The 26,753-nt window shown below is 70.3% G+C and carries 22 protein-coding genes; 15 read left to right on the forward strand and 7 right to left on the reverse strand.

All coding sequences use genetic code 11. The features are described 5' to 3' along the window. Positions 1–129 precede the first annotated feature (129 nt). From SCNRRL3882_RS04235 to SCNRRL3882_RS04270, 8 genes are all read left to right on the forward strand, one after another. Complete coding sequence (locus SCNRRL3882_RS04235; RefSeq protein WP_158688467.1) at positions 130–639, forward strand: DinB family protein; 510 nt, start codon at positions 130–132, stop codon at positions 637–639. 8 nt (positions 640–647) lie between these two features. Then, positions 648–1,211, forward strand: coding sequence for a flavin reductase family protein (locus SCNRRL3882_RS04240; protein WP_102514965.1), 564 nt, complete (start codon positions 648–650; stop codon positions 1,209–1,211). A gap of 88 nt (positions 1,212–1,299) precedes the next feature. Continuing rightward, positions 1,300–2,880 (forward strand): amino acid adenylation domain-containing protein, encoded by a 1,581-nt coding sequence (locus SCNRRL3882_RS04245; protein ID WP_040904247.1) that lies wholly within the window; start codon positions 1,300–1,302, stop codon positions 2,878–2,880. Beyond that, complete coding sequence (locus SCNRRL3882_RS04250) at positions 2,877–4,151, forward strand: MFS transporter (RefSeq protein ID WP_010047341.1); 1,275 nt, start codon at positions 2,877–2,879, stop codon at positions 4,149–4,151. Before SCNRRL3882_RS04245 ends, SCNRRL3882_RS04250 begins: the two co-directional genes overlap by 4 nt. Further along, entirely contained in the window at positions 4,148–5,248 is a 1,101-nt protein-coding gene (locus tag SCNRRL3882_RS04255) for an alpha/beta fold hydrolase (protein ID WP_102514735.1), read from the forward strand. Before SCNRRL3882_RS04250 ends, SCNRRL3882_RS04255 begins: the two co-directional genes overlap by 4 nt. A 39-nt stretch (positions 5,249–5,287) precedes the next feature. Next, a complete protein-coding gene (locus tag SCNRRL3882_RS04260) occupies positions 5,288–6,577 on the forward strand; it encodes an ATP-grasp domain-containing protein (RefSeq protein WP_010047338.1) in 1,290 nt (429 codons plus the stop codon). A 32-nt stretch (positions 6,578–6,609) separates the two neighbouring features. Beyond that, positions 6,610–8,232 (forward strand): thiamine pyrophosphate-dependent enzyme, encoded by a 1,623-nt coding sequence (locus tag SCNRRL3882_RS04265; RefSeq protein WP_010047335.1) that lies wholly within the window; start codon positions 6,610–6,612, stop codon positions 8,230–8,232. 71 nt (positions 8,233–8,303) lie between these two features. Beyond that, complete coding sequence (locus SCNRRL3882_RS04270) at positions 8,304–9,479, forward strand: pyridoxal phosphate-dependent aminotransferase (RefSeq protein ID WP_010047333.1); 1,176 nt, start codon at positions 8,304–8,306, stop codon at positions 9,477–9,479. A 74-nt stretch (positions 9,480–9,553) separates the two neighbouring features. Here SCNRRL3882_RS04270 and SCNRRL3882_RS04275 read toward each other — a convergent pair whose 3' ends face one another. The 7 genes from SCNRRL3882_RS04275 to SCNRRL3882_RS04305 form a co-directional block, all read right to left on the reverse strand. Further along, complete coding sequence (locus SCNRRL3882_RS04275) at positions 9,554–10,942, reverse strand: amidohydrolase family protein (protein ID WP_010047331.1); 1,389 nt, start codon at positions 10,940–10,942, stop codon at positions 9,554–9,556. 2 nt (positions 10,943–10,944) lie between these two features. Beyond that, positions 10,945–12,246, reverse strand: coding sequence for a serine hydroxymethyltransferase (glyA, locus tag SCNRRL3882_RS04280; protein ID WP_010047330.1), 1,302 nt, complete (start codon positions 12,244–12,246; stop codon positions 10,945–10,947). Positions 12,247–12,342: 96 nt separating this feature from the next. Continuing rightward, complete coding sequence (locus tag SCNRRL3882_RS04285; protein WP_050810332.1) at positions 12,343–13,296, reverse strand: aldo/keto reductase; 954 nt, start codon at positions 13,294–13,296, stop codon at positions 12,343–12,345. A gap of 117 nt (positions 13,297–13,413) precedes the next feature. Continuing rightward, entirely contained in the window at positions 13,414–14,601 is a 1,188-nt protein-coding gene (locus SCNRRL3882_RS04290; RefSeq protein ID WP_010047326.1) for an acyl-CoA dehydrogenase family protein, read from the reverse strand. Between the two features lie 18 nt (positions 14,602–14,619). Continuing rightward, on the reverse strand, positions 14,620–15,279 hold the full coding sequence (locus SCNRRL3882_RS04295; RefSeq protein WP_010047324.1) for a hypothetical protein: 660 nt from the start codon (positions 15,277–15,279) through the stop codon (positions 14,620–14,622). Between the two features lie 42 nt (positions 15,280–15,321). Next, the gene (locus SCNRRL3882_RS04300) at positions 15,322–16,116 is read right to left on the reverse strand and encodes a PIG-L deacetylase family protein (RefSeq protein WP_078602973.1); all 795 of its coding nucleotides are present in this window, start codon (positions 16,114–16,116) and stop codon (positions 15,322–15,324) included. Positions 16,117–16,531: 415 nt separating this feature from the next. After that, entirely contained in the window at positions 16,532–17,770 is a 1,239-nt protein-coding gene (locus SCNRRL3882_RS04305) for a pyridoxal phosphate-dependent aminotransferase (RefSeq protein WP_029181695.1), read from the reverse strand. A gap of 536 nt (positions 17,771–18,306) precedes the next feature. Here SCNRRL3882_RS04305 and SCNRRL3882_RS04310 point away from each other — a divergent pair. From SCNRRL3882_RS04310 to SCNRRL3882_RS04340, 7 genes are all read left to right on the forward strand, one after another. Continuing rightward, positions 18,307–19,185: a hypothetical protein gene (locus SCNRRL3882_RS04310; protein ID WP_010047319.1), complete on the forward strand. Its 879-nt coding sequence runs from the start codon at positions 18,307–18,309 to the stop codon at positions 19,183–19,185. 135 nt (positions 19,186–19,320) lie between these two features. After that, entirely contained in the window at positions 19,321–20,718 is a 1,398-nt protein-coding gene (locus tag SCNRRL3882_RS04315; protein WP_010047317.1) for an aldehyde dehydrogenase family protein, read from the forward strand. A gap of 66 nt (positions 20,719–20,784) precedes the next feature. Then, positions 20,785–21,123 carry a 4Fe-4S dicluster domain-containing protein gene (locus SCNRRL3882_RS04320; protein ID WP_010047315.1) on the forward strand — a complete coding sequence of 113 codons (339 nt, stop codon included), beginning with the start codon at positions 20,785–20,787 and terminating at the stop codon, positions 21,121–21,123. Beyond that, positions 21,110–23,029, forward strand: a complete 1,920-nt coding sequence (locus SCNRRL3882_RS04325) for a hypothetical protein (protein WP_010047313.1) — start codon at positions 21,110–21,112, stop codon at positions 23,027–23,029. The genes SCNRRL3882_RS04320 and SCNRRL3882_RS04325 overlap by 14 nt, the downstream gene beginning before the upstream one ends. Continuing rightward, on the forward strand, positions 23,022–24,290 hold the full coding sequence (locus SCNRRL3882_RS04330; RefSeq protein WP_010047312.1) for an ATP-grasp domain-containing protein: 1,269 nt from the start codon (positions 23,022–23,024) through the stop codon (positions 24,288–24,290). The genes SCNRRL3882_RS04325 and SCNRRL3882_RS04330 overlap by 8 nt, the downstream gene beginning before the upstream one ends. Before the next feature lie 154 nt (positions 24,291–24,444). Beyond that, complete coding sequence (locus tag SCNRRL3882_RS04335) at positions 24,445–25,521, forward strand: ATP-grasp domain-containing protein (protein WP_158688466.1); 1,077 nt, start codon at positions 24,445–24,447, stop codon at positions 25,519–25,521. Then, a complete protein-coding gene (locus SCNRRL3882_RS04340; protein WP_010047307.1) occupies positions 25,521–26,753 on the forward strand; it encodes an MFS transporter in 1,233 nt (410 codons plus the stop codon). Before SCNRRL3882_RS04335 ends, SCNRRL3882_RS04340 begins: the two co-directional genes overlap by 1 nt.

Consider the following 26,753-nt stretch of genomic DNA (forward strand, 5'->3'; position numbering starts at 1 on the left):
AACCTGAAACCTGCGAGAACGTCTTTCCAAGAAAGTGGCCGAAATCGTCCTGCGTTCCGACCAGTTGACGACACACGGAACAAGAGAAACGGTTGCCCCGGTCGTAAGTGGTTCCCTAACATGCCTGCCGTGGACGACCTTGAGATCATTTTCGAGCATCACCTATGGGCGACCCGAACACTCATCGAGCACTGCCAGACACTCACGCCGGAACAACTGGAGTTATCCACTCCGGGAACCTACGGCGCAATCGTCCCGACGATCACGCACATCATCGCGGAGGATCAGCGTCTTCTCCAGCGTCTGACGGGTGAGCGGGCCGAGGTCCCGGTGACCGAGGACGAGGACTTCACCCTGGAGCAACTGCACTCCGTCTGGGGCGGTCAGTCCGAACGCTGGCGCAAAGTGCTCGCACAGCGCGAGTCCCTCGACGTGACGCTGCCGGCCCGCGATCCCTGGCCCGCCGTGCCCGGCGCCCGGCCACTGATCCTGCTGGAGGCGATCCAGCACGGCAACGACCACCGGACCCACGTGTGTTCGGTCCTGGGCGCGCACGGACTGCCCATCGAGTTCCTGTGCGGCTGGGCCTTCTGGCGCTCCACCGGGCGGGTCGCCCGGGCCGGCGAGCCCGCCGCGTAACCGCCTCCTTGGACACGCATCCCGAGGCTGCCGTTGCCGACACCGCGCTGTTCCGCGGAGTCCTGGGGCATTTCTGTACCGGTGTGGTCGTCGTCTCCGCGCTCGGACCCGACGGCCCGAAGGGGCTGACCTGCCAGTCGTTCGCCTCGCTGTCGCTCGACCCGCCGCTGGTGCTCTTCAGCCCGGCCCGCACCTCGACGAGCTGGCCCCGGATCCGTGAGATCGGCACCTTCTGCGTCAGCGTTCTCGCCGAGGGCCAACAGCAGCTCAGCGCGCAGCTGGCCCGGTCCGGCACCGACAAGTTCGCGGGCGTCGAATGGAGCACCACGCCACTGGGCGCACCCCGGCTGACCGGGGCCGTCGCCTGGCTGGACTGCACCCTGCACGCGGAGTACGACGGCGGTGACCACACCATCGTGGTCGCGGCGGTCCGTCACCTCGGCGCCCAGCCGCACGTACGGCCTCTGCTGTATTACCAGGGCCGGTACGCCACCCTGAATTTCCAGCACTTTTCCCCGCACGGTTCACCGCAGTATTCGATCGATTCCGCACACGGTTCCACGCGCCGCTAGAAACCACGGCCGAGGCAGACGGCACCGGAGAATCGACACGCCTGGCTCGACAGCAGGCGGCCATGAGCTCGTTGAGAGGGCATTCGCGATGGAAAGCTCGTCTGCCGCGCAATCCGTGGTCGAGACGTGGTCGGCCGAGGCCACTTCACTCGCCGGCGCATTTCGCGTCGTGGCCCGTCACCACCCGGACGACATCGCGGTGAAGGACGAAGAGAACGTGCTCGGTTATCGCGAGCTCGATGACCTCTCCGACCGGATCGCGGCCCGGCTGCGGGCGCGGGGCGCGGTCGACGGGCAGCTGGTGGGTGTCGTGATCGACCGGTCCGTGAGCACGCCCGCCGCACTGCTGGGGGTGCTGAAGGCGGGCTGCGCCTACGTACCGCTGGACCCGGCCTATCCGGAGAGCCGCCTGCGGCACGCGGTCGGGGACTGTGCTCTGGAGATCGTCGTCGGAGACCCGAAGACCGTGGACCAGTGCGGGCTCGGCGCGCTGCGGGTGGTCGATCCCGGTGCGGGACACGACGGCGGCGCGCCGCCCGCCGGGGAGATCGAAGCCGACGCGTCCGCCTATGTCATCTACACGTCCGGGTCGACCGGCCTGCCCAAGGGCTGTGTGGTCAGCCACGGCAATGTGCTGGCCCTCCTGCGTCACACGCTGCCCCTGTTCGACGTCGGGCCGGCAGACCGCTGGACGCTGTTCCACTCGGCCTGCTTCGACTTCTCCGTCTGGGAGTTGTGGGGTGCCCTCCTCACGGGTGCCACCGCGGTGTGTGTCCCGGCGGAGACGGCACGGGCACCGGAGGAGTTCCTCGACCTCCTGGAGCGCGAACGCGTCACCGTCCTGAGCCAGGTGCCCTCCGCGTTCCGGGCACTGTGCCGGATGGCCGGCGCCGCCGCCCCGGACCTGTCGCTGCGCTACGTCGTCTTCGGCGGGGAGAGCCTGGACCTGGACCTCGTCGGTGAGTTCGTACGGCACACGGCGCCGCGTCCGCCCGTGATGGTGAACATGTACGGCATCACCGAGACGACCGTCCACTCCACCATCAGGTTCCTGACCGGGCAGGACCTGGACGGGAAGGGCACGGCACCCGTCGGCAGGCCGCTCCCCCACGTCGTCATCAGCCTGCGCGACCGGGACATGCGGCCGGTGCCGGCGGGCGAGGCAGGGGAGATGTACATCGCCGGGGAGGGGGTCGCGAAGGGCTACCTCAACCGGCCGGAACTCACCGCCGAGCGGTTCCTCACCCTGGACACGGACGACGGACCACGGCGGTTCTACCGGACCGGCGACCTGGGGCGGGAGACGGAGTCGGGGGAACTGGAATACCTCGGGCGCAACGACCAGCAGGTGAAGGTACGCGGCTTCCGTATCGAACCCGGCGAGATCGAGACCGCGCTGCGGGACCACCCCACCGTGCGGGACGCCGCGGTGATCGCGCACGACTCCGCGCAGGGAGCGACGCTGCTGGCCTGCGTCGTCCTGCGGGACGGGGAGCCGGGCCGGCCGGCGGAAGCCGCGCTGCGCCGGCATCTCGCCACACGGCTGCCCGCCCACATGGTCCCGCGGCGGTTCGCGTTCCTTGACGACCTGCCCCTGACCCTGTCGGGGAAGCTCGACCGCAACGCCCTGCTCGGCCTGGCCGGCGCCGGCCGGAACGGCCGCCCGTGAGCATCGCGCGACGACTCGGACGAAGAGCCCGGCCGTACCACGCCCTGGTCGCGGGCGCGTTGCTCACGGCGCTGGGCCAGGGCATGTACTCGGCGGCGGGCATCATCTACTTCACCCGGGTGCTGGGGCTCTCGGTGGGCCAGGTGGGCCTGGCGCTGTCCGTGGCCGGCGCCATGGGCTTCCTGGCCGCCGTGCCGCTGGGCCGGCTCATCGACGAGATCGGCGCGCGGCGCACCGCGGTGGCGCTGCAACTCGCCAAGGCCGTCCTGGTGGCCGCGCTGGCGACGATCGAGTCCTTCTGGCTGTTCCTGGTGGCCGCCGCGCTGCTGGGTGCGGCCACCCGTGGCGGCCAGGTCGCCTGGCAGGCGCTGGTCGCGGACGTGGTGGGAGCGGATCAGCGGGTGCGGGTGCAGGCGCTGACCCGCAGCGCCTTCAACGCCGGTGTCTCCGTGGGCGTGCTGGCCGCCGCTCCCGTCATCGCGCTCACCGACCGCGGTCCGTTCGTGGCCATGCTGCTGGGCGTGGCGGTGTGCTACCTGCTGGTGTCCCAGGTGACCGCCCGGCTGCCGGTGCCCCACCAGCAGGTCCGCAAGGACGTCGCCGTGCCGCCCGCCAGGCCCGGCACCGACTTCGTGCTCCTGGGGTTCGTGACCGGATTCCTCGGGCTGCACATCAGCATCCTGGAGATCGCGATCCCCCTGTGGGTGGTCCAGCGGACCGGCACCCACGGCTCCGTGGTCTCCCTCCTGCTCTTCGTCAACACCGTCCTCGTCATCACGACCCAGGTTCCGCTCAGCCGCTGGTCGAAGTCCGTGCCCGGGGCGACCGCCTCGCTCGCGGTCTCGGGCGTCGTCGTCGCGGGGTCCTGTGCCGTCTTCGCCCTCACCCAGGGCCTCGACGGCGGGACGGCGATCGCCCTGCTCATCGCCGCGACCGTCCTGCTCACGCTGGGCGAGGTCGTCCAGTCGGCGGCGAGCTGGGGCCTCGGCTTCGAGCTCTCGCCGATCGGCGGGCGCGGCGGTCACCTCGGCGCGTTCTCGCTGGGCGCGGCCCTCCAGGACGTGGTAGGGCCGGGACTGGTCACCTTCGTCGTGATCCAGCACGCCCCGACGGGCTGGTGGCTGCTGGCCGGCGCGCTGGTCACGAGCGGCCTCGTGGCGATCCCGCTGGCCCGCCGGGCGCACCGGCAACTGATCGCACGGACGGTGGCCGCCGCGCAGAGCGGTGGCGCCGCGGAACAGGCACCCCTCAAAGGAGGCACCACCTCATGAGTCCCGAGCAGCGCACGGTCCGCGAGACCGAGGAGATCATCTGCGGCGTCTGGAGCCGGCTGCTGGACACCGACGTGCTGCCGACGGACGACTTCTTCGAGATCGGGGGCGACTCGCTGCTGGTGGTGGAGGTCCTCCTGGATCTTCGCGGGCACGGTCTCGACCTGAAGGCCGCGGCCGTGTTCAGGCACCCCACCCCGGCCGCGCTGGCCCGGTACCTGGCGGACGCGAACCCGCCGGAGCCGGCCGCCGCCACGCAGGCCCCACCGGATCTCTTCCTCAGTGCCGACGACCTCTGGAGCACCCACCGCAGCACCTGGGCCCCGGACGCGCCGCGCTGCCTCTTCCCCCTGGTGCGCGAGGGCGACGGTGAGCCCCTGTTCATCGTCCACTGGGGCAACGACGCGGGATTCGTGTGGAGTTCGACCAGTGCCTGGGGTGCCGGGCGCCCGGTGTACGGCTTCGAGGCGCCCGGGTTCCGGGGTGACATCCGGCCGGTCACCACGGTCGCCGACATGGTGGACCGCTACCTGGTGGAGCTGCTGGAGCAGCAGCCGGAGGGGCCCTACCACCTGGCGGGGCACTGCCACGGGGCCGTGGTCGCCTACGAGTTGGCCCGCCGGCTGCGGGCCAGGGGCCAGGAGGTGGCCGTCCTGGCGATGGTGAAGCCCTCAGCGCTGGAACGGTTCGTCAGCTACGGCTGGGGCCTGGACGAGATCACCCGGTACCGCCTGGAGTCCCTGGCCGCCCAGTTCTCCCTCGTGGGCGACGAGAGCCTCGACGAGGTGTTCTCCCGGATGCGCAAGGAGGGCTGGTACGACGACCGGCTCGGTCCGCAGGACCTGCCGCGCCTCCAGGTGCAGTGGTCGGCGCTCGCCCTGGCCCTGCACCAGTACGAGCCCCGGCCCTACGACGGACCCGTGCTGATCGTGCAGGACGTCAAGGACCGCGAGGACACGGAGCGCAACTGGCTCTCGGTGCTGCCGCAAGCCGAGACCCTCTGGGTCGACCACGGCGTGGACCTGCCCCGCCCGACGCTCCGTGATCCCGAGGTCGTCGCCCTCATCAGGGAGAAGCTGACCCGGCGAGCCGGCTGATCTTCGTCCTCCCCCACCGTGTCGTCCGAGAGGCAGGGAATGAGTCTCGCCATCGTCTTCGAGCAGGCCGCCGCGACCGCGGGCGAGCTGGTGACCTCGCTGGAGTCGTACGGGGACCTCCTGTTCCTGGTGGGCGACGACCCCTATGCGCGGCGGTGCGTCCCGTTGCTGGAGTCGGCCGGCACCGTCGTGGCGCTGACCGGCGACCCGGCCGGGGACGCGGCCGGCCTCAGGGCCGCCGGGGTGACCGGCCTCGTCGCGTTCGGGGACTGGGGAGTGGAGGTGGGGGCGGCGCTGGCCGCGGAACTGGACCTGCCGTTCCACGACCGGCCCACCGCGCGGGCGCTCACCGACAAGGACGTCCAGCGCCGGCTCCTCGACGAGGCAGGGGTGGCCGGTGCCCGGCACCGGCTGGTGGAGACGCCCGCCGACTGGGACACCGCAGTCCGGGGCCTCGCCTTCCCCCTGGTCGTCAAGCCCAGCCGGGGCAAGGGCAGCCGGAACACGTCCCTCGTCCGTCACGAGGCGGAAGGCCGTGACCTGGTGGCCCGGTTGCTCGACCGGGACCGGACCGGCCACGAGACGCGGCTGGTTGTCGAGGAGTACCTCGCCGGCGGCGACACGGCCCCGTACGGCGACTACGTGTCCGTGGAGTCCGTGTGCTCGGCCGGTTCCGTCCGGCATGTCGGCGTCACCGGCAAACTGCCCCTGGCGTACCCCTTCCGGGAGACCGGCCAGTTCCACCCGGCGGTCCTGCCCTCTCCCCTGCTGCGCGACGTCCTGGAGCTGGCCGAGGCGGCGCTGCGCGCCCTGGGGTGCGCGTACGGCGTCACCCACACGGAGATCAAGCTGACCGACCGGGGTCCTCGTGTGCTGGAGGTGAACGGACGGCTGGGCGGCAACATCGCCGAGCTCTACCGGCGGGCCCTCGGCATCGACATGATCAGGGTGGCCGCCGACGCCGCCCTGGGGGTGACGCCGGACCTGGACGTGACCGTGCGCGACGGCATCCACTTCCAGTACTACAACCAGCCGCCGCTCGGCGTCACCCGGCTGACGGCCGTGGAGGGCACGCGGTCGCTGCGGCCGCACCCGCACATCGAGACGTACAGCCAGTTCGTCAAGCCGGGCAGCGCCCTGCCGGACGACATGCGGTCGCTCTTCCTGGACCGGATCGCCGGGTCCGCGGGCTCGCCGCAGGAGATGTGGCGCGCCCTCGACGACTGTCTGCCCCGGCTGCGGTTCACCTTCGAGGGGCCCCAGGGGGAGACGGTGGCCGACGGCGCGCTGCTCAGGAAGCTCAACGCCCAGGGGCCGTCCGTCGACTGACGCCCCGTGACCGAACGCAGGGAAGGTGGAACATGGCGCATGCGCCGGCCGCGGCGACCGTCGCGGAACACATGGCCGCACAGCTCGTGGCCGAGGGCGTGGAGGTGGTCTTCACCGTTCCCGGTGAACAGATCGACCCACTGATGGGCGCCATCGCCAGGACGGACATCCGCATCGTGCCCGCCCGGCACGAGCAGGCCGCCGCTTTCATGGCCTACGGCTACGCCCGGTCGACCGGGCGGATCGGCGTGCACGCCGTCATCTCGGGGCCCGGCGTGCTGCATTCGACCGCCGGCCTCGCCCTGGGTTACTCGGGCGACGCCCGCATGCTCTGCCTCGCCGGTCAGATCCCGACGAAAGCGCTCGGGCGCGGCTTCGGCGTCCCGCACGAGATCCCGGACCAGCTCGGGGTCCTCAAGGCGGTCACCGGATGGGCGGGCCGGGTGGAGACGCCCGAGTCGGTGACCAGCGTCCTCGGCGCGGCCTTCCACCGCCTGCGCACCGGGCGCCCCCGGCCCGTGGCCGTCGAGGTACCGGCCGATGTGCTGTCCGCTCCCGTCACCGCACCCGACACCTGGACGGATCCGGAGTCCGACCGGTCGCCCGATCCGGGTGCCGTCGAGGCCGCGCTGCAACTGCTGGAGTCCGCCCGGGCGCCGATGGTGTTCGTGGGCAGCGGGGCGCGGGGCTGCCCCGCTGAGATCACCCGGCTCGCCGAGCGCCTCCGAGCACCCGTCACCTCCGAGCTGGGCGGTCGTGGCATCGTGAGCGACGACCACGACCTCTCGATCGCGTACCCGGCCGCGCACCGGCTGTGGCCCCGGGCGGACGTCGTCCTCGCCATCGGCACACGCTTCATGCGGCCGCAGGTCGAATGGGGACTCGACGACCGGGTGAAGGTGATACGGGTCGACCTCGACGCCGAGGAGATCGAGCGGGTGGCGCCGCCCGAGGTCGCCCTCGTCGCCGACGCGGCCGAGACGGTGCGGGCCCTGCTGGACGGGCTCGGCGACCTCGACGACCGGGAAGCGTGGCTGGCCGAGGTGAAGGAGGCCCAGCGTGGCGTCGAGGCCGATCTCGCCCGGCTGGTGCCGCAGGTCGATTTCCTCCGGGCGATGCGCGGTGCCCTCCCCCGGGACGGCTTCTTCGTGGACGAGCTGACGCAGGTCGGCTACACCGCGCGGGTGGCGTTCCCGGTGTACCGGCCCTCCACCTATGTGCCGGCCACCTATCAGGGCGGACTGGGGTTCGGCTTCGCCACCGCCCTCGGGGTCCAGGTGGCGCACCCGGGGCGGCCGGTGCTGTCGGTCTCCGGTGACGGCGGCTTCCTCTACACGGCGACGGAACTGGCCACCGCCGTTCAGCACGACATCCCCGTGGTCGCGGTGGTGTTCAACGACAACTGCTACGCGAACATCGCCCGGTCCCAGCGGAGTCTGCTCGGCATGACCGTGGCGACCGACCTGCACAATCCCGACTTCGTGGCGCTCGCCGAGTCCTTCGGCGCGCGCGGGGTCCTGGCCGACGGCCCCGGCGAACTGGCGGCCGCGATCGAGGACGCTTTCCGGCGGGCCGACGGGCCGACGGTGATCGAGGTGCCCGTGGGAGAGATGCCCAGCCCGTGGTCGCTGATCCGTCTGCCCCGCGTCAGGTGACGCCGTCCCGCCCCTCCCCCACCGCCGACCGCCCTCGCACCACACGGTCCGTCACCAAGGAGAAAGCCTTCATGGTTCACGCTCAGCAGCAGAGCACCCTGGCCTTCCGCGAGGCGCTGCGGCACATGCGCACCCAGCGGATCGTCGAGGTGAACCGCGTCTGCCGCGACTACCCGGACGCGATCAGCCTCTGTTTCGGGGAGTCGGATCTCCCCACACCGGCCGTCGTGCGGCAGGCCGCCGCGTCGGCGATGGAGGCGGGCAAGACGCTCTACGCGGACCGCCGCGGCATCGCCCCGCTGCGCTCGGCGATCCAGGCGTACCACAAGCGCACGCACGGCCTCGACCTCGACTCGGAGCGGATCAGCGCGACGTCGTCGGGCATGACGTCCATCATGATCGCCCTCCAGTGCCTGGTCGAGCCCGGTGACAACGTGGTGGTCGTGGCGCCGGTCTGGCCGAACGTGCCGATCGCCGTGGAGTCCATGGGCGCCACCGTCCGTTTCGTCGGGCTGGACGCCTCGCCCGAGGGGTGGTCCCTGGACCTCTCCAGGGTCGACGACGCCTGCGACGACCGCACCCGCGCCGTGTTCGTCGCCTCGCCCGGCAACCCCACGGGCTGGACCCTGACGTCGGCCGAGCAGCGCGCCCTGCTCGACCTCGCCCGGCGGCGGGGCACCTGGGTCATCGCCGACGAGGTCTACAACCGCATCGTGTACGACGGTTCCGTCGCCACCCCGTCGTTCCTGGAGGTGGCGCACGACGACGACGCGCTGTTCGTCGTGCAGTCCTTCTCCAAGACGTGGTCGATGACGGGCTGGCGCCTAGGCTGGCTGGTGCACCCGGCCGCGCTCGCCCACCAGGTGGGCAACCTCAGCGCCATCAACAGCACCGGCTCCGCGACCTTCGTGCAGCACGCCGGTGTCGCAGCGATCCACGAGGGAGAGCCGTTCGTCGAGGAGATGCGGGCCCGCTGCGCCCTGGGCCGCGACCTCGTCATGGACGCGCTCAAGGGCAACGACCGGTTCCGGGTTCCGCACGTGCCGGCGGCGTTCTACTCGTTCTTCCGGATCGACGGGGTCGACGACGACCTGGAGTACGCCAAGCAACTCGTGGCCCGGGCCGGCGTCGGGCTGGCTCCGGGAACGGCCTTCGGCCCCGGCTACGAGGGGTACTTCCGGATCTGTTTCGCCCAGTCGCCCGAGCGCCTGAGCAAGGCCCTCGACCGGCTCGTCGCCGCCGTGTGATCCGAAGAGGCGCCGGTGGCCACGAGGGATTCCCCCCCGGTGGCCACCGGCGCCTTTGTGTGTCCTGGTCCGGATCAGCCGGTCGACGTGGGCTTCCTGCGCAGGTGGTGCGGGCTGCACGGCACCTCGTCGCCCAGGTCCGGTGCCGACAGCACAGGTCCGCCGACGACGTCCGCGGCGAGGGCGTCGAGATCCAGCACCTGTCCGCCGAGCACCACCGCCGACCTGCTCCGCAGCGCCTCGATGTCCGCCAGCGGGTCGGCGTCGACCAGCAGGAGGTCGGCCTGCTTGCCCACTTCGACGGTGCCGCGCTCGTCGGCGAAGCCCCACGCCGCCGCGGCGTCGCTGGTGGCCATGCGCAGGGCTCGCGCGGGGGCGAGACCGGCCTGCGTGTACAGCGCCAGCTCGCGCAGCAGGGAGTCGCCGGGGAAGGTGTACCAGGTGCCCGCGTCCGAGCCGGCCACGACCGTGACCCCGCTGTCCACCATCTGCCCGAGCACCTTCAGCGACTGCTCGAACGCCTCGCGGTAGAGCGGGAGCTGACCGTTCTTCTCGTACAGGCTGTGCCGCGTCCTGACGTAGCGGTCGACCACCTCGGGGGGCGAGTCCGGGGGCAGCGCGATGCGCCATCGCTCCAGCGACCGGGACTCGTAGGAGGCCAGCGTCGGGATCACCATGATGCCGCGGTCGACGAGCTGGGGTATCAGGCCGTCGGGTACGTCGTCGACGATGCCGTGGCCGATGATGTCGGCGCCGACCTCGACGGCGTCCGCGGCGTGCTGCCCGGAGGCGACGTGGACGGCCGCGCGGAAGCCGCGCGCGTGTGCCGACGCGACGAGTTCGCCCAGCATCTCCTTGGTCAGGTTGGGCAGGGTGCCGAACACGTCGTCGTAGACGATCTTGACGAAGTCGGGCCGGACCGCCGTGATGCGGTCCATCTCCCGGACGACGTCCTCCTCCGTGACGACGGCGGACGCGGCGTCGCCGACGGAGCAGTCGCAGAAGCCGCCCGGGGCGTTGAGGCAGCCGTAGGAGGTGAGCATGCGCGGGCCGAGGAAGCGGCCCGCGTTCACGTCGTCACGCACGGTCTCCGCGGAGGAGCCGGGGAAGTCGCCGCCGGCCGTGAAGAAGTCGACCACGCTCGTCACGCCGTGCAGCAGGAACTGCTTGAGCGTGCGGGTGAAGTCGGGCCGTACGTCGAGGAATCCGTTGAAGGCGATGTGCACGTGCGAGTCGATGAGGCCGGGCACGAGGTACTTGCCCCGCCCGTCGAGGCGGCGGGCCGTGGGACTCTCGGGTGCGGCGGACGGCTCGTGGGGCGTCACGGCGGCGATGATCCCGGCGCCGTCGACCCGGACGTCGAGTCCGTGCCGGACCGATCCGGCCACGACGTCGACGACGGAGACGTCCTCGACGACCAGCTCCGCTGCCGTCGGGTTCGGTTCCCTCAGGTTCGGTTCCATGATCAGACCAGGTCCTCCGTGTCGGCGCACATCCACGCGTCGTCGTCCGGCCGGTGGAGTTCCCGGCGGATCTCCGCCGCTCTCAGGCGGACCTTGTCCACCGCCGGCGGGCCGTCCCGCAGCACCCGCACGACGAGTTCCGCGACCTCCGCCATCCCGGTGGGGGTCATGCCGAGCGAGGTGACGGCCGCCGTCCCCAGGCGCAGTCCGCTCGGCGTGCGCGGCGGGTTCGGGTCGTGGGGGATCTGGTTGCCGTTGGAGAGAATGCCCGCCGACGCCAGCAGCCGTGCGGCCGCGTCGCCGGTGAGTCCGAGCGGCCTCACGTCGACCAGGCAGGCGTGGTTGTCCGTGCCGCCGGTGACCAGGTCCAGGCCCAGGAAGGCCAGTTCACCGGCGAGCACCCGGCTGTTCTCCACGACCTGCCGGGAGTAGGCGCGGAACCCGTCGGTGAGGGCCTCCCCGAGCGCCGTGGCGATGCCGGCCAGGACCCGGACGTTCGTACCGCCCTGGCAGACCGGGTAGACGGCCCGGTCGACGGCCTTGGCGTAACGCTTCTTCGTCAGGATCAGGCCGGCGCGCGGCCCGCGCAGCGTCTTGTACGTGGCGGCGGTCATGATGTCGGCGTGCGGTGCGGGGCTGGGGATCGCGCCACCGGCGATGAGTCCGGCGGACTGTGAGACGTCCGCGACGAGGACCGCGCCCACGGCATCGGCTATGGAGCGCAGTGCCGCGTAGTCCCACAGCCGCGGGTAGGAGGTGTCGCCGCAGAAGATGGCGCGCGGGCGCTCCTCGCGAGCGGCGGCCTCGATGGCGTCGTAGTCGAGTTCACCGGTGTCCGCCGCCACTTCGTAGGGGACGACGCGGAACATCCGGCCGATGAGGTGCAGCGAGCCACCGGTCGTGTAGTGGCCGCCTGCGGCGGTTTCCAGGCCCAGCAGGGTGTCACCGGGTTCGAGTACCGCGACGGCCGCGGCGAGGTTCGCCATGGTGCCCCGGTACGGCTGCACATTGGCGTGCTCGGTGCCGAACAGGCGGCGGGCCCGCTCGGTCGCCAGCCGTTCCAGTCCGTCGGCGGCCTCCTGGCCCTCGTGGTACCTGCGCCCGGGGTATCCCTCGCAGTGGATCGATTCCAGCGCCGGGTGCATGGCCGCGCTGACGGCCGGGCTGAGATGGTTGGCGGCCGCGATCAGGTTGACGGTGGTGGCCTGGCGTGCCAGTTCGGCCTCGATGAGCCGGGCCGTTGCGGCGTCGGCACAGGTGCGCTCGGTGAGCGCCTGGCCGATCGCTACAAGTTGCTCCCCCATTGATGTGAACTCCTTATGCAGGTATGCGCGGTCATTCCGTCCGTGGGTGCCGGACGGCGTGCCGGTGTGAATGCGCTCGCTCGACTGACCTGTGCGTCAGACGGACGAGTCGTGGCCGAGGGGGACCGCGCGGCCGAGTATCCGGTCGATGTCCCGGAGTTCCGCGGGTGTGAGCGCGCCGTGCGCCAGCGCCCCGGCATTCTCCTCGACCTGCGCCGCGGTGCGGAAGCCGGGGACGGGCAGGCAGTGCGGCGCCCGTGCCCAGAGCCAGGCGAGGGCCCCCTGGACCAGGGTGCGTCCGCCGGAGGTCAGGACCTCGCGCACCGCGTCGCGGCGCCGGAGCCACTGCGGGTCGGGACGGCCGTCCGAGAAGTACACGAGCCATTCGGGCTCGTCGCCCCGTACGTCCTCGCGGCTCAGGCGCGTGTCCGCGGTGTACTTCGGGCTCAGCAGCCCCATGGCCAGCGGCCCCCGGCAGATGCTCGTCCAGCCCCGGCGCCCGGTCAGCGCGAGCATCTCCGGTGCGTCCCTGAGGACGTTCACCTCGTGCTGTACGGCGGCGAAGTGGGGCCCGGCCAGTGCCGGCGGCAGGGCCGGGTCGTCGGTGCTCCATCCGTAGGCGCGGATGCCGCCCTCGGCGACCAGGTCCTCCAGCACGCCGGTGAGGTCCTCGGCCTGCCGGGGGCTCACCTGGCCGATGTGCAGTTGGTACAGGTCGACGTGGTCGGTGCCGAGCCGGCGCAGCGACGCCTCGAGTGCCCGGCGGACATAGCCGGGCGTGGTGTCCCGGCCGACGATCTGACGGGTCGTCTCGTCGAAGACGTTGCCCCACTTCGTGGCGATCAGCACCTCGTCCCGGTGCCCGGCCAGGGCCTTGCCGAGGACGCGTTCGCCGTGCCCGGCGCCGTAGACGTCCGCGGTGTCGAAGAACGTCACGCCCAGGTCGAGGGCGCGGCGGATGGCCGCCGCGGACTCCTCGTCGTCGACCGAGCCCCAGCCGAAGGGCTTGTCACCGGACCAGAAGGGGCCGCCGACGGCCCAGCAGCCCATGCCCAGACGTGCGGCCGGGGGCGCGGCGAGCAGATGGTGTTCCACCTGTGTTGTTCACCTTCCTGGGATCTGGGCCGGTCCGGTCCGCCGTCCGGCGCCGGGACCGGCTCCGCCGCGTCAGAAGTAGCCGTTGCCGGGCAGCGGGGTCTTGTTCACCAGCAGGTCGCCGATGGCGATCGCCTTGTACGAGGTGGGGTTGTGCAGCGTGAGGGTGCGGATGTTGCGCCAGTGGCGGTCGAGGTTCTTGGACCGGCTGGCCGACGAGGCGCCCCCGACGTCGAAGATCGCCGCGGCGGCGGTGAGTCCCACCTGGTCGGCGTGCACCTTGACCTGGGCCGCCGACAGGGAGGCCCGGGCGAACAGCTCGGGGTCCGGGTCGCCGCGGCGTTCGCTGTCGTAGGCCGCGTCGATGTCCGCGGCTGCCGCGCGTACCGCCGTCTCCACGGTGTAGGCGGTCGCCGAGAGCTGCCCGATGGTGGCGAGCAGCACCGGGTCCTGTGCGGGGACCGGCGCCGGAGCGTGGTCGAAGGTGCGGGTACGGCTGGTGAGCAGGTCGCGTGCGTCGGTGACGACCGACCGCAGGATGCCGGCGATGAGCGCCTGGAGGTAGAGCTGCATCAGCGGGACGTCGGAGGCGATCCGGGGCTGGTCCCGGTCGCTCACCTGGACGAAGTCGTCCTCGGTGACGGTGACGTCGGTGAACCGGGTCGTCCCGGTCCCGGTGCGGTGCTGGCCGATGCCGTCCCAGTCGTCCTGGACCTCGATGCCCGTCCGGTCCAGCGGCAGGTTGATCCTCGCGACCCGTCGGTCGTCGAGGTGGGCGACGACCATCACCCAGTCGGAGAAGGCCGTGCCGGTGCTGTAGTACTTGGCGCCGGAGAGCTTCCACCCGTTGCCCGAGGGGGTCAGTGTCGTCGCGTACTGGGCCGTGCCCAGCGCGCCGTCCCGCTCGCTGGTGGCGTTCCCGAACACCTTTCCGGTGAGGATCTCCTTGGCCCAGCGGTCGCGCACGGGACCCGGCGGGAGCCGTCTGAGCATCTGCGGCTGGAGGTAGTGGGAGCGCAGGATGTGCGCGACGATCGGATCGGCCTCGGCGAGGTCCATCACGAACGCCATGAGGTCGACGACGCCGCCCCCGGGACCCCCCAGGGACTCGTCCAGCGTCAGCGTGGTCAGGCCGCTCTTGCGGACCATGTCCACCTGGTCGTGCGGGTCGGTGCCGTGGCGCTCCCGCTCGGCCGCTCCGGCGGAGATGGTGGCGATCAGTTCGTCCCGGTTCTGCAGGACGGACGCCAGATCGGTCATGGGTACCCCTTCTAGCGGTTACTGGGCGGGCCGGGCGAGGCGCTCGTACATCACCTGGGCCATCGCGAAGTCGTCCTCGTCGTCGATGTCGACCAGGCGGTTGCGGGCGTGGAACCAGTACGGGCGCGCGCCGATCGGGCCCAGGGTCACGGCGGTGGACCGGCGGAGCAGGGAGAAGGTGAAGCCGAGTTCGTAGCGGACCGGGAGCTGCTGGGACGGGGTGTGCCAGGGGCCGAACCCGAATCCCATCGGCCGGTGGTCGGTGTCCAGGAGGTAGGCCCGGAAGGGATAGACGACGACCAGGGCGTCGTGCTCCTCGCGGACGTCCTCCCAGGTCTTCAGGCAGGCGCCGATGTCGTCGAACATGGGGTCGGTGACATGGCACCAGGCGATGTCGTCGTCGCCCGGCACCTGCCGGCAGACCTCGTTCACCACATGGGCGTAGGGCGTCTCGTTCAGAGCCAGATGAGGTTCGCGCGGCAGGAAGTTGATGCCCAGACGGTCGGTGTGCTCGGCGACCGCCGGATCCTCACTGCTGGCGTAGATGTCCTCGGGGGGCAGGTGGCGCAGGAGCTGTCCGACCTTGATGTCGAACAGGGACCGGCCCTCGTGGAAGGCCCGGAAGTTCTTCCCCGGGACTCTGGAGGAGGAGTTCTTCGCAGGGATGACCGCCTTCAACGGCGACTCCTTACCTGTTGCCAGATGTACAGGTGCCGCTTCTCACGGCCGCGGCGCGACCTGCGGACCGGGCGCGGCGTGGGACCCGGTCACGATGCGCTTGAAGGCCTCGGCACGGGCGCAGCCCGCCGCCGTCCCGTTGGTGCGCATACGGTCGGTCACCCAGGCGAGGTCCGCGCGCGGGTCCGCCGACGCGGCGAACTGGCTTCGGTGGCAGAGGATCGCCTCGACCTTGCGCTGGGCGTGCGTGCCGACGTCGACGAAGAGATCGGTGTGTTCGTGTCCCGGCACCCACACCTCGTCGACCACGTGCGGTGCCAGGCCCTCGGCGAGCAGCTCGGGATACGCCCGCGGATTGCGCGCGTCGGGATAGACGGCGCTCAGCGCGGCCTCGCCCGCCGCGAGGTGGTCGGGGTGCGACGCGCCGATCGGGAAGACCAGCGAGCGCAGGGGCTGGTGGGTCAGCACCAGTTCGGGACGGTGCCGCCGGATCTCCCGGGTCAGTGCCCTGCGCAGTGCGATGTCGTTGGTGAGGCTGCCGTCCCGGAATCCGAGGAAAACCACCTCGTCCACGCCCAGGTGTTTGGCTGCGGCGCGTTGTTCTGTATACCGCGTCTCCGTCAATTGTGCGTCCGGAACTTCCGGATCCTCGCCGCCTTGCGATCCGTCCGTGCACACGATGTAGGTGATGCCGACGCCCTCGGACGCAAGCCGGCTCACCGTCGCTCCGAAACTGTACTCGGCGTCATCGGGATGCGCGGCGATTACCGCGGCCCGGGAAAAGGACCTGGGTAAGGGACCTAATATCTCTTCATCTTTCGGCGGCTCAGCGAGCATGCCCCAACCGTACAGGGCCATGTCAAGTGTGATCGCGTTGTCCCACCAAGAGATATTGCACGGCATGTCGAGTTGGCCCGATTCGTCAGACCGCCTGAATTCGGCGAGATCTCGCGTTGTGAGGCCGAATGTTTTCGGATAACGCCGTGGATCGCGCGGGCAGCACGCTGTGGGTGAGCGGCCGGGTCGGCGAGGGGGAAGCCGGGGCACTGACAGGCAGGGGGCCGAGCCGACGGGGCCCGAAACCGGACGGACTTCACCTACCTGTCCGAGCAACTTCACCGTCGGCGCGAGGGGTTGGAGGGCTCAGCGAAAACGCCACTGGGAGACCGCGCGGCGGCGGTCTCCCAGTGGCGTCAGGGGCGGCTTTCCCGGGGGTGAAGTCGCGCGGGCCCGCAGTGAGTTGCGGGACGTGTCAATCCTTGGCCTCTGCGAGGAGGGCGCCCAGGCGGGAGATGCCCTCGACCAGGTCTTCGTCGCCCAGCGCGTAGGACAGCCGCAGGTAGCCCGGGGTGCCGAAGGCCTCTCCCGGTACGACGGCGACCTCTGCCTCGTCGAGAACCAGCTCTGCCAGTTCGACGGTGTTCTGCGGGCGCCTGCCGCGGATGTCCTTGCCGAGCAGGGCCTTGACGGAGGGGTAGGCGTAGAAGGCGCCCTCCGGTGTGGGGCACACGACACCGTCGATGGCGTTGAGCATCCCTACGATCGTCCGGCGGCGGCGGTCGAAGGCGGCCCTCATGTCCCTCACGGCCGTCAGGTCCCCGGAGACCGCGGTGAGGGCGGCGGCCTGGGCGACGTTCGACACGTTGGAGGTGGCGTGCGACTGCAGGTTGGTCGCGGCCTTGATCACGTCCGTGGGGCCGATGAGCCACCCGACGCGCCATCCGGTCATGGCATAGGTCTTGGCGACACCGTTGACGACGATGCACCTGTCGCGGAGTTCGGGCACCACGACGGGCAGCGAATGGAACTCCGCGTCGCCGTAGACGAGGTGCTCGTAGATCTCGTCGGTGAGCACCCACAGGCCGTGTTCCGCGGCCCAGCGGCCGATCGCCTCGACCTGCTCGCGGGAGTAGACGGCGCCGGTCGGGTTGGATGGGGAGACGAACAGCAGCACCTTCGTGCGCTCCGTACGAGCGGCTTCCAGCTGCTCCACGGAAACCCGGTACCCGGTGCTCTCGTCGGCCACGACGTCCACCGGTACGCCCCCCGCGAGCCGGATCGACTCCGGGTAGGTCGTCCAGTAGGGCGCGGGGACGATGACTTCGTCACCGGGGTCGAGGAGCGTGGCGAAGGCCTCGTAGATCGCCTGCTTGCCACCGTTGGTGACCAGGATCTGGGACGACTCCACTTCGTAGCCGGAATCGCGCAGCGTCTTCGCCGCGATGGCGCTCTTCAGCGCGGGCAGGCCGCCGGAGGGGGTGTACCGGTGGTTCCGGGGGTCGTGGCAGGCCTCCGCGGCGGACTCCACGATGTACTGGGGGGTGGGGAAGTCGGGTTCGCCGGCACCAAAGACGATCACCGGGCGTCCGGCGGCCTTGAGGCCCTTGGCCTTGGCGTCGATCGACAACGTCATCGACTCGGCTATCGCGGACACCCTGGCGGACACTCGGGTGTCAAAGGAGGTGGCCAGGGGGGCGTGATCAGTGTTCATGCGGGCCATCATGCACCACGGCTTCGAGCACGAAGAGGCAGTCGCCGAGCCGGCCACAAGGGGGTGCGGCCATCAGGCGACAAGAAGGTAGATGCCTGAGATTGCGGACTCCTGTGGGGCTACCCCCGTCCAGGCCGCGATGTCCATGTACACCCGTATTCTCCTGACTCTCCGTGAACCGCGCCGAGGGAAAAACATTCTTGAATGGTTATCAGGGCTCGTGTATGGTTCAGAGAGTTGCACAGACCGCTTGCTTCGGGGGATAAGCGCGCTGCACATCCGGCGAATCATTTCGCCAATTTCTCGGACCCCGGGCCTGCTTTGGGCGACGCGTGTGAATCCGTCTTACTTCGGGGAACCGCAATGGTGCGGGCCCGCTACCCTTCCGGCGCACAACCATCGTGCAGGACACTGTTTTGGTGCCGCACGTCCCCTGTGTTGTGTTCGTCCACGGTGGCGGAATCCATTAGAAATCCTGAGTCCCCGGAGTGGATTCCGCCGACTACATCAAGACGAACAACAGGTGGGATACAGCGATGAGCAGCACCAGTGCCGCGGCTACCTTAGACGCCGAATCGATCAAGCCCGTCACCGGTTGGAGCGGCGACGCCGACTACTTCGTGGTGAGGGAGCACCAGGCCTTCGAGCCGGAGGCCGTTCTCGACGTGCTGCGCGGCAAGGTAGCCGGTGTCATCTTCCGCGGCATGGTCAAGCCCGAGGACTGTGCTGAGCTGGCGAACCGGTTCTGGAACAACCCGAACCGTCAGACCCGTGGGGTCGAAGCTCCCGGTTACTACATGGGCGCGTACACCTGGCAGAAGCCGACGGCCCAGTACCTGGACGAGACGGAGCAGATCGCAGCCGCGCTCGACGAGTACCTGGACGTACCGAACAACCCGTTGGACACGTTCTACGGCGGTCTCGCCGACGCGTTGGCGAAGGAGGGCGGGACCGTGCGGCTGGCGCAGCACGAGGGCCGCCAGGGGTGCAGGGCCCTGCTGCGCTCGTGGCACGGCCAGGGGGAGTACGCGCTCGCCCCGCACGACGACAACTCGCAGCTGACGCAGCCCGGCCAGGTCGACTTCGAGATCCAGAAGGTCGGCAACCGACCCACCGGCGCGCTGAACATCTGCCTGGAGAACGGCAACGGCGGCCGCCTCGCCTACTGGAACATCCAGGCGGACGTGACGAGCAAGACGGCCCTCGGGGTGGAGCACACCGGCTCCCCGTATCCGATGGCGTCGCTCGAAGGGATCGAGATGAAGTGGGTCGAGGTGAACGCCGGCGACGTGTACGTCTTCAACGGCAACCATGTGCACGCGGTGGAGCCGAACACCGATCCCTCGCTCCGGCGCACCACGCTGGCGGGAATGATGGGCTTCATCGACGACCGGACCGTCGTCACCTGGACGTGATCGTGCCGGTGTGATCGTGCCCGCCGAGGTTCTGGCGCCCCGTCCCGCGTCTGTCGGCGCCAGGCCTCACGGGCCGTTCTGAAGACGTCCACGACACGTATCGCGTAGAGAACTTGCCTGAGGTGCTGCAAGACCGTGAACAGGGACTTAGGACAGACCCTAGACATCGAGAACCCGCGGACCGGGGAGACGCTCGGTGAGGTCGTCCTGCTGCCGGAGCGGAAGATCTCGACCGTCGCCTGGACGGCCGAGGATGCCTTCCGCGTGTGGCGCGGCGTACCGGTCGGCGAACGGTGCGCACGGGTGCTGGAGATGGCCGGGCTCCTTGAGCAGCAAGCTCCCCGGCTCGCCCGAGAGTTCAGCCGTGAGCACGGCAAGACAGCCGCGGAGGCCGAAGCCGAACTGGCCCGGTCCGTGGAGACGTTGCGCTGGAGCGCTCACGCGGCGGTCCGTGTCACCGGCGCCACCCCCCTCTCGGAGCGGGCGGGAGCAGAGCGCACCGTAGAGGTCGACCCGGTCGGCCCGGTGCTCGCCATCGTGTCGTGGAACTTCCCGGCCGTCGTTCTCGCCCGGAAACTGGGGCCTGCTCTGGCGATGGGATGTTCTGTCGTCATCAAGGCGCCGGAGGAGACTCCGCAGGTGATCGCCGCCTTCGCCCGGGCAGCTGCCGACGCCGGGCTTCCTCCGGGCACGGTTCAAGTGGTGCATGCCTCTGCCGAAGTGACGCAAAAGCTGGTCGGCAGGCCGGAGTTCAGGTTGGTGAGTTTCACCGGCTCGACGAAGGTCGGCAAGGCCATCGCCCACACAGCCGCCGCCACGCTGACCCAGTGCGTTCTCGAACTGGGCGGGCACGCGCCGGTCATCGTCACCGCCGATGCCGACCTGGACCGGGCAGTCGCCCTGCTGTCCCAGGCCAAGTTCAGTTCGGCCGGACAGAGTTGCGCTGCCCCCAGCAGGTTCCTCATCGACCGGAGTGTGCACGACGAGTTCGTGGAGAAATTCGTGCGCGCGGCACCGCTGTGCGACGACGAGCGGTCGGCTCACGGCGGCTCGGGAACGATGGGCCCGTTGAACAACGCACGACGCCGGGACTCCGTTCACGCACTCGTCCAGGACGCGGTCGAGCAGGGTGCCCGGATCCGGACGGGGGGCCGACTGCCCGACACTCCGGGTTACTACTACCCCGCCACTGTCCTGACCGACGTGCCACCACAGGCGCGCATCCTGAGGGAGGAGCCGTTCGGGCCTGTCGCGCCGGTCGTGGCCTTCGACAGTGCCGAGGAGGCCGTGGCCATGGCGAATGCCACCGACTTCGCGCTCTCCGCCTATGTCTTCGGTGAGACCAGCCGTGCCACCGCTCTCGCCCGTCGCCTCGACGCGGGCAGTGTGTCCGTCAACTGCGTGGGCGGAGCGGCTCCCGATGCGCCGCTCGGCGGCCGGGCCGCCAGCGGCTACGGCTACGAGGGTGGTGACGAGGGTCTGCTGGCCTTCGGCCGGCTGAAGGTCCTCCAGCGCGCCACCCCGACTCGGTGACGCGGGACGTGCCTTCCCCCTCCAGATCCCATTGCCTTGTGTCCGTATTCAGCGAAAGCGATGTCTATGCAGACCGAAGAGGCGTTCGTGACGCCCGCCACCTCGCTTGAGCAGCGCATCACGGAGCGCCGCCGCAACGATGAGTGGAAGAAGGAGCCCCGGCGTATCGAGGCGGCTGAGTGCATCGGCTGTGATTCCTGCATGCGGGCGTGCCCTCCTCAGTTCAGCGCCGTCTACAACCTCGGTCTCGACGTGGTGATCGTGCCCGAGCTCTGCAACGGCTGTGCGAAGTGTGTTCAGGCCTGCCCGGTCGACTGCATCTACCCCGATGCCGAGTGGCAGCCCACTGAGGAATCCCTGTGGACCTATGTCGAGGGTCAGGAGAACTTCCGTGCCGCGCAGTGAACCGACGGCGGTGATGGCCAAGAGCGCCAGACGGCTCGCGATGGAGGAGGCACGGCGAAGCAAACGGCCGAGCCGCGGTGACCGGCCGGCGGGGACCACCGAGCAGCCGGACCGTGTGCTGGACGGGGCGGGCTTCGAGCGCCTGCTGAAGCAGACGCTCGCCAGCGCCCGGTCCGCACCGAGCACGGCGGACATGATCGAGACCCTGATCACCCTGGGTGGTCACCTGAAACGTGAGGACGCCGACCGGTCTTCGACCCGTGCGGAGGCGGCGGCCATCCGCATGCTCACCCGTGCCGGCCGTGCGCCCGGCCCCGGGGAACCCGGTGGCACCGGGAAGCCCGGGAGCCACGACGGCGCGGTCTTCACCAGCTCGCTCGCGCTCACCCCGCACGGCAGGATGGTCGTCACCGTTCCGGGAAACCGCACGCTGCCCCCGGAGGCCGCGGCAACCGGTGTCGCGGCCCGCATCTCCTGGACGCAGGAAGACCTCGATGAGTACCGCACCCTGCTGCTGGAGGTGGACCGGCGGACGGCCCAGGAGACCGAGGAATGCCGGGCCCTGCTGGCGGAGATGGGAGAAGACGGGCGCAAGGCCGCGGTCGACACCATCCGCAACGCGGTCTTCCTCGTCCCGCCGGTCATGTTCTTCCAGGGATCCGCCGTCTACTCGAACCTGCGCGGCGACGGAAACCTGACGGGCAAGACGCTGCTCCCCACGCATCCCGACTGCTTCCTCCACCACCTCGACCGGCTTCCGCTGGAGCTGTGGCTGGACGAGGAGACCGTCGTCATCAGCTGTCTCTGGCTGCTGCACGCGTCAGGTGGGCCGAACCGCATCGAGAGTTTCAACGGCTACCAGTTGTCCCTGGACAACATCGCCGACAACTTCCGTGCGATGCGTGACGTCTACACCGAGGCCGACCCCGGGGCGGACGTGGCCGAACTTCCGGACGGTACGCCTCACGTATCGCAACTGCGTGACCTGGCACCGCAGTTGGCCCGGGCGCGAGCAGGCCTGGTCGACAACCGCCGGCTGCACTACGAGATCAACGCGACCACCCGCCGCAAGGCCGAGCGGGTGCTGCCCCGGACGAGCGGTACGAGCGCGCAGGAGCGGGGAATCTGCGCGCGTCTGTCTCCGCTGCTTCCGCGGTCGGCTTCCGACTTCGGCGCCGTGCTCACGGCACTGCGCGAGGACCGGGAATGGCTGGGACGCCCGTGCAACGGCTCCCCCACCGGTTTCGAGGCGCTGATCCACACCACGGTGGCCGCCAGTGTCGAGCTGTTCGGCGCCGACTTCGCGCTGAGCCGCGGTATCCGGTCGCTGCCCAAACTCGTCGACGCGCTCGACAGGCAGGCCTGGAAGGAGATCGTGTCCTGGGAGCTGCCGGAGTTCTACTGCTGCGTCGTTCCCAGCGCGAACGCGCTCGCCCTCCATGACGGTGACCGGGCCCGGGTCGCCGACTCCGCCTGGGCGATGTCGGCACGTATGCAGTACAACACCTGGCACGTCATGCCCGGCAACCTGCCCAAGGATCCCGCGGTGCAGGCCCGGGACTTCCTCGCCCCACACGCTCTGCCGGACATCGCCGTGCACTCCGACCTGCACCACCGAGGACACGTCGCGAACAACATCCGCTACTCGGCGCGCAGTCCGGAGCAGGTCATGGTCGCCGGCCTCGCCTTCAAGAGCCTGACCGACCTGCGCGTCATGCGGTGCGAGGGCGATCCCTTCAACCAGACCGAGCTGCTGGCGGTCACCCAGGTCGCCGGGTTCCTGGCAGGGGTCTCCCAGATGGTGGCCGAGGCCGCCCGGGACGGTCGACCGGTCGAGGTCACCGCCTTCGACCACCACTGGCACCGCAAGACGATCATCGACAACGTACTGGAGCATCATGTCTGAGTCCGCGAACGGGGACGTCATCGTCTTCCTCAACCTCCGCCGGACCCCCCTGGAACAGCGCGCCACTCTCACCGCCGCCCACCGTCTGGGCTACGGTGTCGCGCTGATCGCCGACAGCCCTCCCGCCGACCTGCCCCGGGAGATCGTCCGCGTCGTCCACAAGGTCGACACGTTCGACGACGCCGCAGTCGACGCAGCGGTCAAGGCCATCGCGGCCGACCACACGATCGCGGGCATCGTCACCTGGTCCGACCCGGGTGTCGAGTCGGTCAGCCGTATCGCGGCCGAGCGCGGCCTGCCCGCACCGTCCCCGGCCGCGGCAGAAGTCGCTCGCAACAAGTACCTGATGCGCCGGTCGCTCGCGGACCGCCCCGACCTCATCCCCGCCTTCGCTCAGGTCGTCACCTGGGACGAGACGGTCACGGCCGCTGCCCGGATCGGGTATCCGCTGGTCCTCAAGCCCGTCTCGGGCAACGGCAGCAAGGGCATCCACACGGTCCGGAACGACGACGAGCTCCGGTCCGCCTACGACCAGCTCTCCCGTTACGTGCGCCCCGACGTCGACCGGGTGTTCACCGGCCACTCCGGTGAGATCATCATCGAGGAGTTCCTGGTCGGCACCGAGCACAGCGTCGAGGGCTGGGTGCACCGAGGTACGGTCTACATCGCCGGTGTCACCGACAAGATCACCACACCGGACTACCACCTCGAGACCGGCCATCTCTTCCCCAGTGCCCTGGCACCCGACCGGCTGGAATCCGTGCACGATCTCACGCGGGCCGTCGTCTCCGCCTTCGGGATCGACGACTGTGCCTTCCACCTGGAATGCATGGTCCACCCGGAGGGCGGCGTGAAGCTGGTGGAGTGCGCGGCGCGTGGCGGCGGTGACTTCATCATCTCCCACCTCGTGGGCCTGGCCACCGGCGAGCCCTTCTGCGAGAACACCATCCGAGTGGCCACCGGCCAAGAGCCCGTCCTGGGAACGAAGCCCGCGCTCCACGCCGGCCTCACCAGGATCCTCGGCACACAGGAGGGCACCCTGCAAGCGATCGACGGTCTGGGCGAGGCGCTGACCGTAGCGGGTGTCGAGCACATCGCGATCGAACGCACCCCTGGCAACGCGGTGCGTGTCCCGCCCGCCGACTTCGTCTCCAGCGGCATCCTCTCGGTGATCGCAACGGGTGACTCCCGCGCGGCTGTCGAGGCCTCCCTCGAAGCCGCTGAGAAAGCCATCACCGTCAGGGTCTGCGATGCCGGCTGACGGCGCGGCCCCCACCGTTGTCGTCGTGGGGTGCACGACCGCCTCGCCACACGGACAGGACCAGATGCGCAGGCTGGCCGAGCAAGCGCGTGCCCGCGGCGTGCGTTTGCTCGGGACGGACACCGCGGCGAACCTGCGGTCAGGGATCTGGCGGATGCCGGCCGACGAGTTCACGGAACTGGAGTTCACCGACGCCGACGCCGACACGTGCCGGGCGTTCGCTGCGGCGCATCCCGAGGTGAGGGCGGTGATGACCCTGAAGGAAGCGGGGGTCGTGCCCGCCGCGCTGCTCGCCGATGCCTTCGGGGTTGCCGGAAACAGTGTGGAGGCGGCCCGCACCATCCGGACCAAGGATCTGTGCCGAACCGTGCTGCGCGCCGCAGGGCTCGACCAGCCGCGCTTCACGGTCGTGAGCGACCTGGCCGCAGCCAGGGCGTTCCTGGCCGACACCGACAGGGCCGGAACCGGGCCGTGGATCGTCAAGCCGCGTGACGGACAGGGCAGCGCGGGCGTTTCACTGGTGCGGTCGGCGGCCGACCTGCCCACCGCTCTCGCGCGTGTGGACAGCGGCCGGCCGTTCCTGATCGAGGAGTTCATCGAGGGTGATGAGTTCTCGGCCGAAGGCGTCATGGCCGGCGGGAACTTGCGGATCCTCACGCTGACGCGGAAACGTACCGGTGCCGGTTTCATCGAGACGGGGCACCGCACACCCGCCGGTCTGGCGCCCACGACGGACGCCGCCGCACGAGCCGCAGTCGTGCGCGCCGTCACGGCGGCCGGGGTCACCCACGGCCTCGTGCACGCCGAGTTCTGGGTCACCGGCGAAGGCGACGTCGTCCTCGGGGAGATCCATGCGAGACCGGGCGGCGACTTCATCCACGCCCTCGTCGAGCACACCCTGCCCCGCTTCGAGATGTTCGGAGCACTTCTTGACGACCTTCTCGGACATCCGCCGCAGGAGACCCCTCCTCAGTGTGGTGCGGCGGGGGTGGAGTTCATCGTCCTGGACGCCGGCCGCGTCCAGTCCGTCGAGGGGTGGGAGAAGGCCACGGACCAGCCCGCCCTGCTCGCCGCCGACCTCGACGTCCGGCCGGGCGACGTGCTCGCGGCGGTCGGTAGTTCCGCCGATCGGCACGGCGTCTTCGTGGCGGGTGCGGCCACAGCCGACGAGGTGGAAGCCGTCCTCGCCGGGGCGAGGGACAGCCTGCGGATCGAGATCGGGGCACCCTGATGGTGGAGAACGAGGCTCCCGCCCCTGCCGGGACGGCCGACCCGAGCGTGCGCTCCGTCGGCGCCACCATCGTGCTCGACTACCTGTTCTCCCACCTGGGCTACTTCACCCTGCTTCCCGTGCTGCCGGTGCTCATCCCCGAGCTGCATCCGGGCGTGGGCGCGTGGTGGGTCGGCGCGGCCCTGCTGATGCTGACGTTCGCCCTGCGCGGCGGTGCGTTGTTCGTCAGCGGGTATCTGCACCGTACGCCGACTCGCAGGGCCATGATCACCGGCCTTCTTCTCGCGGCGGTCGGATTCGGTGCACTGCCCGTGGCGCCGGGCGTCCCGGGCCTGTTGCTGTGTCTGGTCCTGGCCGGGCTCGGCATCAGCATCAACGGCCTGACCGCACGGGCATACGTCGTGATGGCCCTTCCGTCGGCCGGCGACCGTACCACGATCTTCTCCGGCATCCAGGTGGCGGTGAACATCTCGGCGGCCCTCGGCCCCATCGCGGCGAACTTCCTGTTCGCCGACGGGCATTACGGGTTGCTGGTGGCCTCGGTGGCGGTCCTGTACACGGCGGCCGCGCTCGCGGTGCTGTTCAGTGTCCCGGGCGGGCTGCGGCTGTCGGACGGGGCGAGCCGCCCCCCGTTGCGCCTGGGCCTTCTGAAGGTGATCGTCGCCGATCGACAGATCCGCCGGGTCGCGGTGGTGACCGCCGTCGGCTCTCTGCTGTACGCGCAGCTCTTCTCGGCGCTGGCCCTGCAGATCGCGGATCTCACCACCCGGCCCGCGCTGCGTGCGGCGTTCTTCACGGTGAATGCCGTGCTGGTGGTGGCCCTGCAGATACCCGTCACCGTGTACATGAGGCGGGGGATGGATCGCGGGGAGCCGGCTATGCGGTATCTGCTCATGGGGCTGCTCGCCTTCTCCTGCGCGTTCGCGGCACTCGGAGTGAACGGCGGCAGTCTCGTCGTGGCCTTCGCGGCAGTGGTGGTCTTCACCTTCGGCGAGACCCTGTTCACCCCGACGGTGAGCACGGCGTTCGCCGACTTCGGCGGGGAGCGGCCCGTCGTCGAGGTACTCAACCTCCGGCAGGTGGCCACCGCGGTAGGAGAGTCGGCCGGCTCGTTCGTCGGGGGCACCTTCTTCCTGCTGGCCGCCGCTCACGGTGTCCAGGCGGGCTTCTGGTACGCGCTGGCCGCCACTGGAGTCCTGACCGCACTCCTCATCCGCAAGGGAACGCGCTGA

Origin of the sequence: Streptomyces chartreusis NRRL 3882, assembly GCF_900236475.1 — a bacterium.
GTDB classification, from domain to species: Bacteria; Actinomycetota; Actinomycetes; order Streptomycetales; family Streptomycetaceae; genus Streptomyces; species Streptomyces chartreusis_D.

Bases quoted from the DNA above. Each gene is read 5' to 3' on its own strand.
- glyA (WP_010047330.1), bottom strand. From the start codon at position 12,246: ATGGGGGAGCAACTTGTAGCGATCGGCCAGGCGCTCACCGAGCGCACC.
- SCNRRL3882_RS04335 (WP_158688466.1), top strand. From the start codon at position 24,445: ATGCCGGCCGACGAGTTCACGGAACTGGAGTTCACCGACGCCGACGCC.
- SCNRRL3882_RS04265 (WP_010047335.1), top strand. From the start codon at position 6,610: ATGGCGCATGCGCCGGCCGCGGCGACCGTCGCGGAACACATGGCCGCA.
- SCNRRL3882_RS04275 (WP_010047331.1), bottom strand. From the start codon at position 10,942: ATGGAACCGAACCTGAGGGAACCGAACCCGACGGCAGCGGAGCTGGTC.
- SCNRRL3882_RS04340 (WP_010047307.1), top strand. From the start codon at position 25,521: ATGGTGGAGAACGAGGCTCCCGCCCCTGCCGGGACGGCCGACCCGAGC.
- SCNRRL3882_RS04255 (WP_102514735.1), top strand. From the start codon at position 4,148: ATGAGTCCCGAGCAGCGCACGGTCCGCGAGACCGAGGAGATCATCTGC.
- SCNRRL3882_RS04285 (WP_050810332.1), bottom strand. From the start codon at position 13,296: ATGGGCTGCTGGGCCGTCGGCGGCCCCTTCTGGTCCGGTGACAAGCCC.
- SCNRRL3882_RS04270 (WP_010047333.1), top strand. From the start codon at position 8,304: ATGGTTCACGCTCAGCAGCAGAGCACCCTGGCCTTCCGCGAGGCGCTG.
- SCNRRL3882_RS04310 (WP_010047319.1), top strand. From the start codon at position 18,307: ATGAGCAGCACCAGTGCCGCGGCTACCTTAGACGCCGAATCGATCAAG.
- SCNRRL3882_RS04290 (WP_010047326.1), bottom strand. From the start codon at position 14,601: ATGACCGATCTGGCGTCCGTCCTGCAGAACCGGGACGAACTGATCGCC.
- SCNRRL3882_RS04260 (WP_010047338.1), top strand. From the start codon at position 5,288: ATGAGTCTCGCCATCGTCTTCGAGCAGGCCGCCGCGACCGCGGGCGAG.
- SCNRRL3882_RS04330 (WP_010047312.1), top strand. From the start codon at position 23,022: ATGTCTGAGTCCGCGAACGGGGACGTCATCGTCTTCCTCAACCTCCGC.
- SCNRRL3882_RS04320 (WP_010047315.1), top strand. From the start codon at position 20,785: ATGCAGACCGAAGAGGCGTTCGTGACGCCCGCCACCTCGCTTGAGCAG.
- SCNRRL3882_RS04300 (WP_078602973.1), bottom strand. From the start codon at position 16,116: ATGCTCGCTGAGCCGCCGAAAGATGAAGAGATATTAGGTCCCTTACCC.
- SCNRRL3882_RS04305 (WP_029181695.1), bottom strand. From the start codon at position 17,770: ATGAACACTGATCACGCCCCCCTGGCCACCTCCTTTGACACCCGAGTG.
- SCNRRL3882_RS04245 (WP_040904247.1), top strand. From the start codon at position 1,300: ATGGAAAGCTCGTCTGCCGCGCAATCCGTGGTCGAGACGTGGTCGGCC.